General features: G+C 42.3%; 16 protein-coding genes. 1 reads left to right on the top strand and 15 read right to left on the bottom strand.

The genetic code is table 11. The features are described from left to right. Window positions 1-463: 463 nt before the first annotated feature. From BQ5591_RS04170 to BQ5591_RS04105, 14 genes are all read right to left on the bottom strand, one after another. On the bottom strand, window positions 464-721 hold the full coding sequence (locus tag BQ5591_RS04170) for a hypothetical protein (protein ID WP_005680032.1): 258 nt from the start codon (window positions 719-721) through the stop codon (window positions 464-466). After that, window positions 705-1064, bottom strand: coding sequence for a hypothetical protein (locus BQ5591_RS04165; protein ID WP_005680034.1), 360 nt, complete (start codon window positions 1062-1064; stop codon window positions 705-707). The genes BQ5591_RS04170 and BQ5591_RS04165 overlap by 17 nt, the downstream gene beginning before the upstream one ends. Window positions 1065-1075: 11 nt before the next feature. Beyond that, complete coding sequence (locus BQ5591_RS04160) at window positions 1076-1252, bottom strand: hypothetical protein (RefSeq protein ID WP_005680036.1); 177 nt, start codon at window positions 1250-1252, stop codon at window positions 1076-1078. Window positions 1253-1271: 19 nt separating this feature from the next. Next, the gene (locus BQ5591_RS04155) at window positions 1272-1565 is read right to left on the bottom strand and encodes a hypothetical protein (RefSeq protein WP_005680037.1); all 294 of its coding nucleotides are present in this window, start codon (window positions 1563-1565) and stop codon (window positions 1272-1274) included. Between the two features lie 932 nt (window positions 1566-2497). Beyond that, the gene (locus BQ5591_RS04150) at window positions 2498-2674 is read right to left on the bottom strand and encodes a histone H1 (protein WP_004293509.1); all 177 of its coding nucleotides are present in this window, start codon (window positions 2672-2674) and stop codon (window positions 2498-2500) included. 178 nt (window positions 2675-2852) lie between these two features. Beyond that, window positions 2853-4130 carry a phage integrase SAM-like domain-containing protein gene (locus BQ5591_RS04145; RefSeq protein WP_004293508.1) on the bottom strand — a complete coding sequence of 426 codons (1278 nt, stop codon included), beginning with the start codon at window positions 4128-4130 and terminating at the stop codon, window positions 2853-2855. A 329-nt stretch (window positions 4131-4459) separates the two neighbouring features. Beyond that, complete coding sequence (locus BQ5591_RS04140) at window positions 4460-5707, bottom strand: uroporphyrinogen decarboxylase family protein (RefSeq protein WP_071148612.1); 1248 nt, start codon at window positions 5705-5707, stop codon at window positions 4460-4462. 136 nt (window positions 5708-5843) lie between these two features. Next, complete coding sequence (locus tag BQ5591_RS04135) at window positions 5844-8105, bottom strand: glycosyl hydrolase family 95 catalytic domain-containing protein (protein WP_159434431.1); 2262 nt, start codon at window positions 8103-8105, stop codon at window positions 5844-5846. A gap of 110 nt (window positions 8106-8215) precedes the next feature. Continuing rightward, the gene (locus BQ5591_RS04130) at window positions 8216-9241 is read right to left on the bottom strand and encodes an L-rhamnose/proton symporter RhaT (RefSeq protein WP_071148610.1); all 1026 of its coding nucleotides are present in this window, start codon (window positions 9239-9241) and stop codon (window positions 8216-8218) included. Between the two features lie 15 nt (window positions 9242-9256). Further along, window positions 9257-9949, bottom strand: coding sequence for a vitamin B12 dependent-methionine synthase activation domain-containing protein (locus tag BQ5591_RS04125; RefSeq protein WP_071148609.1), 693 nt, complete (start codon window positions 9947-9949; stop codon window positions 9257-9259). Next, complete coding sequence (locus tag BQ5591_RS04120; protein WP_071148608.1) at window positions 9942-10946, bottom strand: uroporphyrinogen decarboxylase family protein; 1005 nt, start codon at window positions 10944-10946, stop codon at window positions 9942-9944. Before BQ5591_RS04120 ends, BQ5591_RS04125 begins: the two co-directional genes overlap by 8 nt. 2 nt (window positions 10947-10948) lie before the next feature. Next, a complete protein-coding gene (locus BQ5591_RS04115; protein WP_071148607.1) occupies window positions 10949-11617 on the bottom strand; it encodes a cobalamin B12-binding domain-containing protein in 669 nt (222 codons plus the stop codon). Window positions 11618-11644: 27 nt separating this feature from the next. Beyond that, window positions 11645-12694, bottom strand: coding sequence for an alpha-L-fucosidase (locus BQ5591_RS04110; protein WP_071148606.1), 1050 nt, complete (start codon window positions 12692-12694; stop codon window positions 11645-11647). Window positions 12695-12727: 33 nt separating this feature from the next. Further along, window positions 12728-13051, bottom strand: coding sequence for an L-rhamnose mutarotase (locus BQ5591_RS04105; RefSeq protein WP_071148605.1), 324 nt, complete (start codon window positions 13049-13051; stop codon window positions 12728-12730). A gap of 162 nt (window positions 13052-13213) precedes the next feature. On the opposite strand from BQ5591_RS04105, the gene BQ5591_RS04100 reads away from it, so the two are divergent. Then, window positions 13214-14089 (top strand): AraC family transcriptional regulator, encoded by an 876-nt coding sequence (locus BQ5591_RS04100; protein ID WP_071148604.1) that lies wholly within the window; start codon window positions 13214-13216, stop codon window positions 14087-14089. Window positions 14090-14422: 333 nt separating this feature from the next. Here the strand turns inward: BQ5591_RS04100 and BQ5591_RS04095 are convergent, their stop codons facing one another. Further along, window positions 14423-15043, bottom strand: a complete 621-nt coding sequence (locus BQ5591_RS04095) for a NanQ anomerase/TabA/YiaL family protein (RefSeq protein WP_083380882.1) — start codon at window positions 15041-15043, stop codon at window positions 14423-14425. Between the last annotated feature and the right edge of the window lie 138 nt (window positions 15044-15181).

The raw sequence follows: 15181 nt of genomic DNA, 5'->3' as shown, positions 1-15181 counted from the left end.
TGACTTCGGCGGAAAACTATTCTGAAAATGAGCGGAAAACCGTAGTTGCAGGGGAAGTGAAAGTGCAATCCGTCCACCGGCACAATGGTGCGCGTTTCGGCTGTAAGTCCGCAGAATCGGCAGGTATTTTCGTGTAATTCGGTCGGACTGAATTGAGGTGGCTACAAACAGAACACTGAACTGACAACAGGTTGCGGTACCGCAGAAGGGAATATCAACGAAGTGGCGACAAAAGGCGGAACGGGGTATCGGGGTACTGCCATGTTCCCGTCCGGCAGAAAGAAAAGGGGACAAAAGGGAAAAAGGAAAGAACCCTGCTTTTCGGAAAAGCGGACGGAGCTTTTCACGAATGGCTGTTTTTTACAAAAGGATATGGCGCAGCCAAAAGAGAGAGATAGATGTAAAAAAGGGAATGCGGCGTGGCAGGAATGGAAGATTATCCCGTTCCTGCCTGCCTGTATCATCAAAATTCTGCCATGATTACCCGATGCTCGAAAATCTTTTTTTGATTACTGGGACGTCTTTGGCAAACCCATAGGTGATGCTTGCCATAGCCGAAGACGAAATAATCATCAAGGCGTGTTTTTTCTTGTAGGCGTTCCATGCCGGTACGCAGTTCCGCTTCATCGGTTGAGAAAAGAATCGTGTTGATGATACGGAAGTAGAGTTCTGTTACCTCGTCACAATAAGGACAAAAGCTATGCTCAATCGTTGCTTTCATGTTTCTTTGATTTTAATTCTACTTCTACTATGTCTTCTATTCGACCATACAGGACAGAGCGCAACGCTGTTTTGTCAATGGCGTAATACTCGGCGATATGTCCGTGCTGTTTTACGAAATATCGTTTGAGAACATCGGAGAAATCAAAGAAGTAGCCCATCAATGCGATACCTCTTTTGAAATGGATGCACTCTTTCACGTTTCGGGTAATCCAGTTCTTGTCTTCACGGCTCAACTTGTCTCCGTTATCAAGTTGTTCCCGTAACTGGTAAACCCTGCTGTCTTTCAGCTTCTCTAATTCGGGTACGTCCCATTGGACGAATTTCATTGCTATCTGCTGCATCGCTCTTGTATTTAATCGTAAATAATCACTTCATCACGATACTCGACCACCTCTTTGCCACTACTAAGACGCACCACTATTTTATTGCCGAAGTCGCCGACAACTGTTCCCTCAGAGTAGCCTTTATAGGGGGTAAGCAAGGTGCAGTGCGCACCTATAATTTCGCTATTTTCTTCGTATTCGTACATAAGTCATGTCATTTTACGGTTACAACTTGATATCCCATTTCCCCTGTGAGAAGATTCTGAAGCTCACGTATTCGTCTGTAAATTCGTAGGACAGAATTTTGATATAAGTTTTGTCTTTGGCTTCCAACGAAGCTATCAGTCTGTCGATTTCTTCTTCCGGATAAACCCAACGAGAGGTAAACTCCGCATCCACGCTATCGCTGTGTCTATTGACAAAGCCGTCGAAAGTGTCATCCAAGAATGCCTCTATCTTGTCGAGGTCTGCTTTGTTTTCCGTCCTTGCGTAGAAAATGTTTGTTGCATAGTTTGCCATAATCCTAAGTTTTAAGTTTTTTATTTTCCCTCTTTTAGCATTTCAGCTACTTTCGGGCTTGATTGAAAATTATGTCGCCTCAAAAGGTGTTATGGCTCTTTATGCAGGGTTTCACGACCAAATACGACCTCTGCAAAGCGGAGCGTGGAGATTTTGTCGGGAACCGTCAGGCTGTGACCTTGAATACAAGAAAGACATGACAAGTACCTTTGCGACACAATTCTCATCAGGCAGACCGAAAGTTGGGATGCGAGGATAGAATGCCTATGGCAGAAGTTACGATAAAAGGAACTTCCGTAAAATTGGGATGCAGCGAAAAAAGAAAATATCGGTGCGATTATCTTCTCTTTTGACTGTGAATATAAAAGTAAGGGGGAGAACTTCGGTAAAGGTTTAGTTTAGTCTATTAGCTTATATATATGCTAAACTAAAGTAAACTAAATATAGGCAGATATATTGGACTGCCTGTATAGGTGTTTTGAGGGAAATGGTTACCTTTGCAAAAAACAATGTTCCTTGAAAGAAACAGAGATTTGTCCTTTTTTCTTTTGGCTGTAGTTATTCATCCATAGATGACTGCAACAATCACTCTTGGCGAGAGGATGAAAATCGTGTGAAAAGACTTGGAAAAATACTCAAAGTACGAACAAGTGAAGAGAAAGAAAGGTAGTGCAAACAAAAAAACAAGAAAATAAGATAATTCGTGTTTCTGTTCCTAATTTGTTTCTTGATAAAAACACATCACAATATAAACTATTAATTTACAAGATATTATGATGTGAAATTTTGAGATATAACTAAATTTTCCAGATTTCGGTGCATGACAAAAGCTAACGCTTTCCGTATTTTATTATGTCGTTCTGCCAATATGGTTTTTATGCCGCATCTGCAGAAGAACCGGCATTATGTGATAACGACCGGACGTGTAAAGGCTATTTCTTGGATTCTTCCAAGGAAACCTTACGAAACTCTTTCATCAGTTTTTCCAATTCCAACGAAGTCTTGCGGGCACGGGTACCTGCGGCCTTGTTGCCTTTTTCAATCTGAAGTGCCGCATCCGTGGAGAATGTAGCATATACTTCCTGTATCTTTGAAACCAACTCTTTCATATAAATATTATTTAAGTTATTGACTACAAAGGTAGTGAAAATAATCAAGAATAAGAGCGATTCTGTCAATATAATAAATATCACATTGGTAATCAATGACTTTTAACAGCCATTATACCGTATGATTTATCCATCAGAGAAATTGTCAAGGTGTTTACAACTTTATGGATATGTCTGGTCAGAACATTTCTTCCATCTGCCGCTTGATTTCTTCCCGCTTTGTATTCTTGTAGTAATGCTTATAGATGGTCAATGGGCTGTTACCAGCCATCTCTGCAACCACATACGGATTATTACCGGCATCTACCATCTTCGATATGAAAGAGCCACGGGCGGAATACCATGTGATGTTTTCTTTAATGCGCAACATCTTGCATGCTTTCGTCAAGGTTTGTGAAAGGCGTGTGGAAATTTGCTTGACACGTGTAGTCTTCTTGGAAGTGGTCGTGTGTTTATGAGTAAAAACAGGAAATACATAATTTCCATAACTTTGCCCACGGTATTTATTCATGATGGCTTTTGCTTTACTGAGTAATTCCGGTTTGGCTGTTTTGGGAAACTTGATACGTTCATAGACGATGCGGTCTTCCTGGACCAAATCCCATGTCAGGTTACATACATCGACATTCGCCATACCTCCGGTATAGTAGCTGAACAGGAACAAATCAAGATGCAACTGCTCTTTTTTCGTAAACAAGGTACGGTCAACATTTGCGATTTTAGCTATGACTGTTTCCGGAACTGCTCTTGAAGTGGTTTCCGGCCAATTAATATCATCACCGAGACAGAGGAAGTTATCCATATTCACCCCGTACATCTCTTTCTTTTCTGCCTGCCTGCATACGGCACGGAGCAACCTTAGTTTGTGTGTAAGTCCGGCCTTGTTGCCATTTCTGATACCTCTTTCTTTAAGCCAAAACGCAAAGTCAAGAAGAAACTCTTCTGTAATATCCGTAAAGAAATAAGAGGAAAAGGCTTTTTCATATTTTTCCTTTGTAAACGCCTGCAGTTCACGCTTGAGATAGACATACCGTTTAGCATTGGTCGTGCTGTCGACAATCTGACCGTTCTTGATGCGTTTCTTGTTTTTGAATGTCTCTTCAAGATAATCGATCATCTGCTGGACACTCTTTACTTTGACCTCGGGTTTGGCCGCCTTGATTTCATCGAAGCAATGTGATAGCTGGACGGGCGACCAGTTCCTGCCTTCCATCTCCCAGGTATCGGCGACATGCAGATATTTGGTTCGCAAATCGAAAAGCAGTTTGTTCTTGGTAGTGGCCTCCGCACTCCCTACACGGAAACTCTGAGACTTGACATCCCAGTCTTTTAATAGCCCTGTGATGTTTATAACCTTCGGCACACGGGCGTAACCGGTCTTGAAGAAAATTATCTCCAGCTTGACCATCTTGGTGTCTTTCGGGTTCTGCTTACCCCTGATGTTAATCGTGTACATAGACTGATAACGAGTTAGTTAATGACTTATTATTAATTCGCATTAGTAGGAATCAATTGGTATTAATTAACCTACATAGAAACCTACATGAAAAGAGTAGTTTCCTTAGCGAAATAATGTTTATACGGATAAATCCGTACTTGTGTCATTTACTAACTCGTTATCAATCAACTATTTTCCCTAATCACAAAAGTTGTGTCCGAAAAAAGGGTGTGCCAGATAGACACACCTTCTTTTTTTATTTTCCCCAGTTAGGAAATAAAATTTCTCTAACTGGAAAAAAAATAAAGGGTCAGCGGATATTACACAACAGGTCCGAGCATAAAGGATTAGCACTTATTAAACTCCTTCACTGCATCAAACATAGCCAACACATTCTGAGGCGGAACATCCGGCAAAATATTGTGTACCGTATTAAATACAAAACCACCTCCTTTTGACATAATCTCCAGACGTTCCAATACCTGTTTCCGAACCTCCTCTGGAGTACCATTGTTCAACGTACCGACTGTTTCGACTCCTCCGCCCCAGAAAGTGCAATCCTTTCCGAACTCCCGTTTCAGGAATTCAGGCTCCATGTTCAAAGAATTAGTTTGTACAGGGTTGAAAATCTCGATTCCGGCATCTATCAGATCCGGCATCAAACTGGATATAGAACCACAAGAATGAATAAAAGTATGCATGTTACTATGCGACTTGACATAATCGCACAACTGCTTATGCCGCGGCTTAAACAGAGTTTTGTAAGTATCCACATCCATAAACGGGCCAGTCGTCATACCCAAATCGTCGCCAAAGCGAATGATATCTACAATGTCACCCACCGAAGCACACACTTTCTCCAATGTAGCCAAATGACGCTCCAACAACTGGTCCAGCATTCGAGCAACTTCATCCGGATCGCAAAGTAAATCCATCAAGAAATTATCCATACGCCGCAAGAATGTACCCCATTCAAAGAGATTACACCCACAGACAATCATTAAGGCCTTATCCGTCGTTTCGCGCAAATGAAGAGTGCGTTTGCGCAACTCATTCCAAAAATCGGGATCGGAGGCATGATCCCAAGGACTGTGTACATAACGCGACCACAAAACCTTCCCCATCTCATTGTCCAACGTAGAATAATCAGTAGGGAAACCGTCTACATAAGGGAAATAAGTCTGATCGAAAAAAGTCGCTCCTTTGGGCATCCGAGCCAATACACGCACACCATCGTCATCGTAACACGAATAAGAGCCATCTGTTTGCTTCACCGGATGAAAACTTTGAGGATAAAAAGCCTTGTCGCCATTGGCCAATACCGTTTCGTGCCAATCCTCGGGACGAGTATTGAAAGCTCGGCCAACGTCTATAACATCCACACCAAACTGATCGAGTACAGCCATGTCCGGTTGAGCCAACTGCTGTACCACATCATAAATCCATACCGGCAAGTCATCCCGCCCTATCGCTTTAAGTAAATTAGAGTAAGCGATGGCCGATATACCCGAACTAGGAGTTGCCCCCATATCTACAGGAACCCTATCGGGCTCTTTATGAGCTATTGCTACTAAAACACGTTCCCTTGAAGTCATATTCTTATTCTACTTTTTAAATATAATTGTAAATTCTGTCACATCAATACATATATTCATTTCCACATATATAAATTATATCAGCTTCACACTCGGCGTAAACCAAAAGCTAAGGCTTGAATATACCTATTATAAATCACCGTTTTCCAGCAGCTTTTGCACTATCTGGCCAGTCCATCTGCTTCGGAAGTCCCTTTCCTAGTTTCACCCCATAGAAATTGCCTGCACCACTCTTCGAATACAGACAATCAAACTGAAGCTTGACAGATTGCTCTCCCGACAAAGTAACAGTTTTCCCCCGAGGTAAACTGATGGTATAATATCCATCCCCTTCCGGCGAAATACGTGCCTGATAACCTTCTATTACATACACTTGTTTCCAATCAGGAAGATAGATCCTACACTCCTGACCTGCATCACTGTGAATACGAACCCACTCTGTTTGTCCTTTTTTGCGCAAAGCTGATACAACAAATCCACCTTCCGCCCTAAGATCATGAAAGGAGCAATCCTGCCATTCGGCAGGTATGGCAGGGAAAATTCTTAAAGTCTCTCCCCATCCCTGAAGAAGCATTTCTGTAATAGCCGTGGCTGCACTAAGCGGAGTTTCTATCACAGGGTTCTTACCTCCACTTTCTACATACATTGTGTTAGGCAGAAGAAGGCTGATTCCTATAGGCTTATTCAAATAATGATATAACTGCGCATATGCTTTCTCACCATTCCCCTGATATGCATAAAGCGAAGCCGCTCCCGTATAAGAATAACCAGCCAATCCTTTCCCATCACCAATAGTCATCCAATGATCAATAGATTTCTCCAATAGAGCGTTAATTTTGGGACGTGTCGTGTCCTGTAGTCTTAACGGATAGAACGAAAGCAGATGCGAGTAATGTCTGTGCGACTTTGCCAAAGGCTTATCACTGGCTATCATATATCCATTTTCATCCACCGGACAGGGATGAAGTTTTTCCAAAATATTCTTCCATTCGACATATTCTTGCGGTTTCTCTCCTGTACGGTCGCTCAGCTCTATCATTGTCTGCAACAGCCATCGGAGCGCCGCCAAATTATAGTTACTGTTATTATACGTTTTAAATCCCTCATATTCAGGAGACTCTGTATCCAGCAAATGAATAATTCCATTCTGCTCCTTCAAATGAGGTACATAAAGCTTGAACAATTCACTCACCTTAGGCATAAAACCATCTTTAATCTTCTTCCAATCTTCTCCGGCATAGCGCATGTAGGAATAATAAGTGTGAAGTGCCCAGGCAAAATCTCCACATCGTGCAGGACCATAAGCAGTCATAATATCAACAAACAACTCATCCAATAACTTCTGATAGTTGACACCTTGCTGCAACCGATTGGTAGCATGGGTTGCCATATAAGTAAGCTGAACATTCAGATTCCACCAGATTCCCGGCCATTGGCTGGTTTTATAGAAAGTTCCGAATGTATCCATAACCGGTCCTTCCGGATGAGAACATGTAGCCAACTTATACAACTGAATATGATAAAAGTTTTCCATTCGTTTATCTGGGATGTTTATCATTCCAGTCCGATAATAAGCATGCCACCAGGCTTGCATATCCTTCATCAACTTCTCCTTTCCTTTCTTAATAGCCTTTTTCACCTCACGTTTGGCTTGGGGAAGCGAACGGTCGGACAGCGGAACCTGATTCATCGTCGAAAGGAACAAAGTCGATCCGCCACTGGTAGAAACTTCCTTCCAATAAGTTGCATAATCGCCACCAGCGAGCAACGGATGCACACTCCAGCCCTCGTGTCTGCCAGCAGTCTGTTGTGGCGCCGGGTTGTCTTCATAACCCATCTCTTTTTTAAGATGGGGAAAAACCTGTATACGAGGCGAACTGGGACTGCCAGGATGAAGCTTCCAGACATACGGAACAGAGGTCTTGATATCTACAACATTCACCTCCATATCATAGGGAGTGAAAGCTGTCAATGAGATATCACCTTGTTCGGTATGCAAAACACCAGTCAGAGTTGCATCATAGATATCCAATCGCATCGTACCCGAAAGTATTTTCGCTTCAGGATATAACTTCATCTTGCCGACATCCATTCGGCAATAATCTGTCATGACAGAAGCCCCCTTAATCCCCAAAGAACTTTTACGGTCAGGAGCCAACCGATGATCCGTAACATCCGGACGCCCCAACCAAAGAGTCAGCGAATTGTCTACAGAATCGACGTATACCATCATACCGATCCTACCATTACCCAGGAAAGCACCTTCGTTCCATTGCATAGGCAATTGCTCCCATTGCAATGCCTGAGTTTCCATATAACTTCCAATGTTATCAGTAGTCTGACTACATAGACCACCAAAAACAAGCGTAAAAACAAAAAGCAGAATTATTTTTTTCATAGCAGACATTTTATAAGAGGAAATAGCAATAGTTATTCCTCAAAGAATAAATCAACAATATTAAATGAATACCTCACAAGACATCAAACAAGTTAAAGTGCAGCTTCACATTAATTACTGCTCATTCCTATAATAAAAGAAGATGTTACCAAAATAGACAGACCGATATACATCCATACGCGCACCCGAGGTGCTACCTGTTTCCACTCTCCCCGGTACAGTCCCCAAATCGTAGCAAAAACAATGGTCAGAGACATCAGGATTCCCCATGCTGTAAAGGAATACTCTCCCATAAAACTCTTCCCCATGCCATACGTAATCATATTGAGAAACCAGAGAAAACCAGACAGGGCACAAAACAGATAGTTCGGTATCAGCTTTCCCGCACCTGCACTGGCAAACAATTTCAGACTGCCATTTTTATAACCGACCCAAACGCACCATATCAGAGTAATCAGAAAAGAGCCGGCAAACAAAACGGTTACCGTGGGAAGCATAACAAACAGCTCATCTACTCCCCGCTCCAGAAGAATACGCGAAATCCCATTACCCTGTTCAATGCCCAAAGCCTGCGAGGCTCCTGTCAGACCAACAAACAAAGCCAACAGGATGCCTTTCCTAAAGTTGAGTGTCGGCTCCTGCCCATTACCGGACTGAGTATCCTTTTTATAACCGGCATAAGCACTTACCAATACGCCTATTATACCTATTGAAAGTCCCCAAACCAGCATCACCCCGCCAGCACCGCTGAACATACCGATAATCCGTCCATCAAGTACAGGAGGAATTACCGTACCCAATACCATCATCAGTCCCAACGAAATAATAAATCCTAAAGATACCCCCAAATATTTCAGCGACAGACCAAAGGTGAGATTACAGATTCCATACAGAACTCCTAACAGGAAAATCCTTCCGAGCAATCCCGGCGGACACACAGAAAGCACCGACAGAAAGTCTGGACAGAAAACCAAGCAAGACAACAGGGGAACCACAACATAAGCAAACAAACTGTATACCAGCCAATGGTTCTCCCACTTCCAGCCTTTCACCTTCTCGAACGGCATAGAAAAGCTTCCTGAAGCAAAGGCTCCGACTGCAATTAAAGCTATTCCAGATAACAAATCTACATTCATAGGCTAAAATCAAAATCACTTATGCTTAATCCGACGATAAACACACGTGGAGCTGTGACAAATACTGCATCCGTATGGGCGCTTCTGCATATCCACACCGATCCCTATTATTCCGCTAACCGACTTAATCGGTTGCATCAGACACGATGCTGTCAACGTTACTCCTGTATGATTATCGTCTATCAAAGAAAATAAAGCCTGCTGTCCGCTTACATGCCATTCGCAATAGCCCGGACTATACCGGTTACTAATCTTCATCTCCTGAAGATTCATCTCCGTCTCCAAAGCCTGCTGAATGCGGTCCATTGCATTTTCAACCGTCACCGACCCTATTGCATCGGCAATAAAAGCTTCCGGCAAATCTCCCTGTTTCAGATATTCGTTTGCCAAATCTGTAAAAAGCGATCCAGCGGTACATACAAAAACCGCCAAGGCGGAGGCTTCCTTCATATAAGAAGCGATTCTCTTGCCTGCCTCTAGCTTTGTTTGGCCACAATAGATCAGTCCGTTTTTTACGTCCACCCCATCGCAAGGACAAATAGTATAACCGCCTACGATACCCGGATTCTCCTGCAGACGTCCAAGTACACCACGGATCACCGGAAGCAAATCCTGATAGGCCTCTTCGTCCGTTATCTGAAGAGCGGCTTCAAGCATTTTGTCATCCGGACAGACATCGGCAAAACGAAATCTATATTCTCTAAACATGACACATTTCTCTATTATAATCGGTCAATGCCTTGATAAAGGCCTCTATATTCTCTACCGGTACTCCTGGAGGCATATCGCACCCTGAAGAAATAACAAGATTCCGATAGCAAGAAGTCTCTTTTAACAAAGTATATGTTTCCTGATAGACCCGATCCGGCGAAGCCTGTTTGAACAAACCGACCGGATCCAGGTTTCCCATCACCAAAACCGAATCAGGACACTCCTCCAATGCACGTTTCATATCTATTGCATTGCCGAAATGTAAAGCGGAAGCACCTGTTTTCAACATGGCATCCGTGCACTGCCCCGTATTGCCACAATTATGAAGTATCACCACAAAATCATCATCCTGAACAGCTTCCACAATCTGACGGACATACTTCGTAGAATATTCCAGGCAATCATCATTCGACAACAAGCCGGCTGCAGGTTCGGCAATAATAACACCTGTAGCCCCCAAAGCCTTAAAGGCCTTACAATAATCTATAATAAAACGGGTACATTTGTCCAGTAACAGACAAACGGCTTCCGTATCAATATAGATGCCTACCATAATTTCCGACATGTCATATAAGCGTCCCGCCAGCGAAAACGGACCGATACATCCCGAGAAGACCGGCTTGCCCGTATGCTGCACAGCCAACCGATTCGCTTTCAAATATTCCGGCACACGGGCTGAGTCAAGCGAAGGGAGTTCCAACTGCATCACGCTATCCAAATCGGAAACCAACCTCCCCGTCACATTGGGTATTTCGTGTTCGGGCATCAGAACTTCTGCCCCAAAAGCCTCAGCCTCTACTGTAAGATCCATGATAACCGTACAGGCAGATGTTCTATAAGTGTCCATCACATTCTTAATGGCCTGATAATGTATTTCGCCATCAGTAACAGCCTCACGAATCGTATGTCCTGTGGCTTCGATACCCGGATGAGTCATTATCAGCATGGCTTGCCGCTCTTTTCCGTTTACAATCTTTTCAACCCACTTATTCATTTTTACGAAGCTAAAGAGTTCAACCAGTTAATATTATCCTGCGGATCACGGGCATACGCATCGGCTCCTATTTCAGCAGCAAACTGAGCGTTAAGAGGTGCACCGCCTACCACAATTTTCGTTTCAGGATGTTTGGCACGAATGGCCGTAATCATCGGCTTCATGTTGCTCATAGTTGTTGTAAGCAGAGCCGACATACCACACACAGCACCAGGATGAGCATCCAAAGCCGAAATATATTTCTCTGCCGGCACATCCGTACCCAGGTCTATAACCTCCCATCCGGCACCTTCCACCATCATGGCTACCAGATTTTTCCCAATATCATGCAAATCACCTGCAACAGTACCTACAATAAACACTCCCTTACGTTGGATGTCTCCGCAAAGGAAAAAAGTCTTCAAATGTTTCATAGCCTCATTCATGGCCTTGGCAGAAAGTAGCATCTGAGGAACAAAAATCTTGCCTTCTGCAAATTTCTCCCCCACTCTGGCCATGGCAGGAATCAACGACTCATCCAGAATTGTCTGCGGTGTCACACCCGCATCAAGTGCCTCTTTCGCTAATTCAAAAGCACCAGGCATTCCTTTCATTGCAGGAGGATAAGGCGATGCTTGATTAATTTTCCCCATCTCCACGCATGTCTGCAGTTTAGTCAATAAATCTATCATAATTATTCTTTTTTATATTATAAGCAATCACATCACCCGCTTACGTAACTCCTTCAATATCTCAACATCCTTTTGCCTCAACTTGCCATCACGCCCTGGAGGGCAGTTCAGAATGAGGATGTTATTGTTTTTGGTGCATTGACGATACAGTTTGGCCAATTCATCCACACTCTTATAAGTATGATCCTGAGTATGGTAAAACCATCGACTACTGATACAAACTGTAGACTCCCACGGCATATAGTAGAGATGTCCATTGTACGAAAACAGTTTCGGGTCATTGTCTGTCGGCAAATACGGATCTCCCAGACGGAAATCACTTGGAAAATATCGAATGGGGAAGCCTGCCTGTTGCTTGTCTGGCGTAATTGCCTGAGCATTCGGATTGTCCTTAGAACCGATAGTCCAGTTAACCCCTACAAGGCAATGAGGTTCTCTTGATTTAATTGTCTGGTAAATATCCATAATCGGCCAGCGGTAGTTCTCTTTCACCCAACCTCCATCGAACCAGAATTCTACAATATGCACATATTTCTTCGTTATGTCAATCAGCTCATCCAGCTGTTTAAGCATATATTCATTATACGCCCCGTCCAATTGCAAATCTCCAACATCCGCATTGGTTTTCCGACCCCACAGAGAATAATAGAGTCCTAAAGCTATATTGTGTTTCTTACAGGCCTTTGCTACCTCTTCGACCACATTTGTCTTATTCGAAGAATTAGCCACATCGTATTCTGTATATTTGCTGTCCCACAAACAAAATCCGTCATGATGCTTAGCCACCAATATCACATACTTCATTCCCCCGGCTTTGGCAGCTTCCACCCATTGCTCGGCATCGATAGCCGTAGGAGCATAAGAAGACGCCGGCTTACTTCCATCCGTCCATTCTTCATCGTGGAACGTATTAATGCCAAAATGGATGAACATACCGTATTTACGGTTTATCTGTTCCAACTGTACCTTACTTGGCTGCAAGGACGGTTCAGGCAATATCAGTTTTTTCCGCACCTGACCATAAGACGGTGTCACTGCCAACAGCAAAATAGCCAAGCATATATTTCTCATTTTCATACGTAACGGTTATTTAGAAAGATACAATAAAATTCAGTCACAATGGAATACCTCTTCCATTTCGGCCCACCACTCACCCGGTTTCCTGTCTTCCAAGGGGCGCTGACACGGACCACAAAGTTTCCACCACTCCTGCGTCACCGGATCGGCAGCCATACGGGCCATATCTGCTTCATAATCTTCCCCTACATACTCATAATAGCTATAAAGCATGCCGTTTCTATAATAAATGGAATAATTGCGTATATTACACAAACGAATCATTTCCAGAACTTGCGGCCATACAGCAGAATGGAGCTTCTTATATTCCTCCAGTTTTTCAATATCCACACCGATAATACTTCCTACGCGTTTCATTGTCAGATTTCAATTAAAAAGTTAACGATTTGTTTTTTTACAAAGATAAGTGTTACACAACAGCGCGAAGAATAAAAAATATTCCAAAACTTTGCAAAATCCGACATAAATCATGAATATATGCCTATATTTACAACCGACAATCAAAAGCGCTAACTCACTATGAAATACGCCAATTACCAAAATACACTTTCATTGCACATGATTTATACCGGCCACTGCGAAGTCGGCAAAGAGTGGTGTTATCGAAATATTATCAGTCCTTTCACCCGTCTGTACCTCATAGATAAAGGAACGGCCAACGTCTACATGAATCAAAAAAAGTATGAGCTTTCCGAAGGAGACATGTTCATTATCCCCAAATTCACTTTTCATACATACGAGTGCATTGAATACATGAGCCATTATTATATCTGCTTTCTTGACCAGCTGATCGGAGGGAAAAACCTTTTTGAATACGCCGACATTTTATATAAAGTCCGAGCTACAACACTAGACGAATGCCTAATGAAACGTTTCTTGGAGCTAAATCCCAACTGTTACATCACCAACCCCGACCCCAAAGCATACGACAACAGACCTGAACTCTTCAACATCAATCGTGAAAACATCCACCAGGAATTCAAAAGCGATCTCGAAAGCAACGGTATACTACTCCAACTATTCTCCAAATTTATCGGCACAAGCTCTCAACCAATAGCCAATGCCAAGAACCCATACAAACGAATGATTAAGGTATTCAATTACATCAATAATAACCTAAGCAAAAACATTCACGTGGCAGAACTCTCAGAAATCATGTGCATGACACCCGATCACTTTACACGCATATTTAAAAACCTGAATGGCATGACACCCAACCAGTATCTGCAATTCAAACGAATAGAACGGGCACAGACACTCATGCTATCGTCCGGCATGAATATCAAAGAGATAGCTGAAGAAATCGGTATCCCTAACCTCTCTCAGTTTTCCAAATTATTCCACAAGCAAACAGGGATGAGTCCCAGCTGCTATCTGCGAAAACAAAACTCCTGAAATTAGAAACAACCAACACTGACAGAGCATCAGTAAGTTAGTTAGGGATATTCAGTAAATGTCCCTAAATAAACATCAGATATTTCTGTATGATTCCCCTCATAGGCATAAAGTCGCGTTATACTTACCAAAATGGCTAAATATATAAAACTGTAACATTTTAAATATGTATTTCTCATATTCAGTATTTACACTTTATGCAAACCATCGTAAATCATATAAATCCGCAACTTAAAACAGCTTGATGCTCAAAGCAAAGGACTTAATTCACATATAAGGCAATACAGATATTTCTCCTTAACAACTGTCAACCGCGCAGTAACGGAACTTGGGTTATTTTACATAATCCAACTTGACCACTACAACTCTGATTTTTTGATCTTCTTTATCTGTCTGTATTTTAGCTATATGCCAATCAGATGGAAAAAACAAAAAGAAGCGCTCAGGAGTAGAATCTATAAACATGGCCTTAGACACATCATAAGAGTAACCTATAATATCCGGCACATATGCCTTATTAGGATATGAAGTATCATGATGAAGCAATGCAAAGCGCTCTGTTCCCTTAACAACGTACTGAAGATCAATATGATGATAATGCGATTCAGATCCACGTTTATCCAAAGGCTCATTTACACCATCCTCCACATTGGCATATAAATCCGTATTAGGTATGGAATATTTTCCAGCAGAAATTGTTTGCAAATCAGTCTGAGCCAACCATAAGAATACGGCATCCCATTGTGCTTTATTCTTATGATACTGCGAATAGAACTCAGCCAAATTTGTACTTACGTCAGGCAAAGCCTTAAATCCGTTACTCCATTCCTTCTGCAGAACCCAATAAGTATAATCTACCTGAGATTTGCAGCAGTTTTGGGAATATGATGCATTACAACAGAATACAAAAATAATAACGCAAATAAGAAAGTTTAAGTTTTTCCACATATTCATCTGTTTAAGTTCAATAGTTCGTTAAAAATTAGCCTAGCCTAAGCGGCTCTGGCAGTAAATAAAATGAGTTCTTTGAAAAGTTTGTCAATTAATTGCGTGTTTGGTTCAATCCCAGACACGCAAATAAATCGTTCAAGC

Origin of the sequence: Bacteroides ndongoniae (assembly GCF_900108345.1) — a bacterium.
In the GTDB taxonomy this organism is placed as follows: Bacteria; Bacteroidota; Bacteroidia; order Bacteroidales; family Bacteroidaceae; genus Bacteroides; species Bacteroides ndongoniae.
Note: the sequence above shows the minus strand (reverse complement) of the source record. Positions and strands in the feature narration are given on the sequence as shown.

What these genes read in the sequence shown, in the direction of transcription:
- BQ5591_RS04170 (WP_005680032.1), bottom strand. Translation starts at nt 721, where the DNA reads ATGAAAGCAACGATTGAGCATAGCTTTTGTCCTTATTGTGACGAGGTA.
- BQ5591_RS04165 (WP_005680034.1), bottom strand. Translation starts at nt 1,064, where the DNA reads ATGCAGCAGATAGCAATGAAATTCGTCCAATGGGACGTACCCGAATTA.
- BQ5591_RS04160 (WP_005680036.1), bottom strand. Translation starts at nt 1,252, where the DNA reads ATGTACGAATACGAAGAAAATAGCGAAATTATAGGTGCGCACTGCACC.
- BQ5591_RS04155 (WP_005680037.1), bottom strand. Translation starts at nt 1,565, where the DNA reads ATGGCAAACTATGCAACAAACATTTTCTACGCAAGGACGGAAAACAAA.
- BQ5591_RS04150 (WP_004293509.1), bottom strand. Translation starts at nt 2,674, where the DNA reads ATGAAAGAGTTGGTTTCAAAGATACAGGAAGTATATGCTACATTCTCC.
- BQ5591_RS04145 (WP_004293508.1), bottom strand. Translation starts at nt 4,130, where the DNA reads ATGTACACGATTAACATCAGGGGTAAGCAGAACCCGAAAGACACCAAG.
- BQ5591_RS04140 (WP_071148612.1), bottom strand. Translation starts at nt 5,707, where the DNA reads ATGACTTCAAGGGAACGTGTTTTAGTAGCAATAGCTCATAAAGAGCCC.
- BQ5591_RS04135 (WP_159434431.1), bottom strand. Translation starts at nt 8,105, where the DNA reads ATGAAAAAAATAATTCTGCTTTTTGTTTTTACGCTTGTTTTTGGTGGT.
- BQ5591_RS04130 (WP_071148610.1), bottom strand. Translation starts at nt 9,241, where the DNA reads ATGAATGTAGATTTGTTATCTGGAATAGCTTTAATTGCAGTCGGAGCC.
- BQ5591_RS04125 (WP_071148609.1), bottom strand. Translation starts at nt 9,949, where the DNA reads ATGTTTAGAGAATATAGATTTCGTTTTGCCGATGTCTGTCCGGATGAC.
- BQ5591_RS04120 (WP_071148608.1), bottom strand. Translation starts at nt 10,946, where the DNA reads ATGAATAAGTGGGTTGAAAAGATTGTAAACGGAAAAGAGCGGCAAGCC.
- BQ5591_RS04115 (WP_071148607.1), bottom strand. Translation starts at nt 11,617, where the DNA reads ATGATAGATTTATTGACTAAACTGCAGACATGCGTGGAGATGGGGAAA.
- BQ5591_RS04110 (WP_071148606.1), bottom strand. Translation starts at nt 12,694, where the DNA reads ATGAAAATGAGAAATATATGCTTGGCTATTTTGCTGTTGGCAGTGACA.
- BQ5591_RS04105 (WP_071148605.1), bottom strand. Translation starts at nt 13,051, where the DNA reads ATGAAACGCGTAGGAAGTATTATCGGTGTGGATATTGAAAAACTGGAG.
- BQ5591_RS04100 (WP_071148604.1), top strand. Translation starts at nt 13,214, where the DNA reads ATGAAATACGCCAATTACCAAAATACACTTTCATTGCACATGATTTAT.
- BQ5591_RS04095 (WP_083380882.1), bottom strand. Translation starts at nt 15,043, where the DNA reads ATGAATATGTGGAAAAACTTAAACTTTCTTATTTGCGTTATTATTTTT.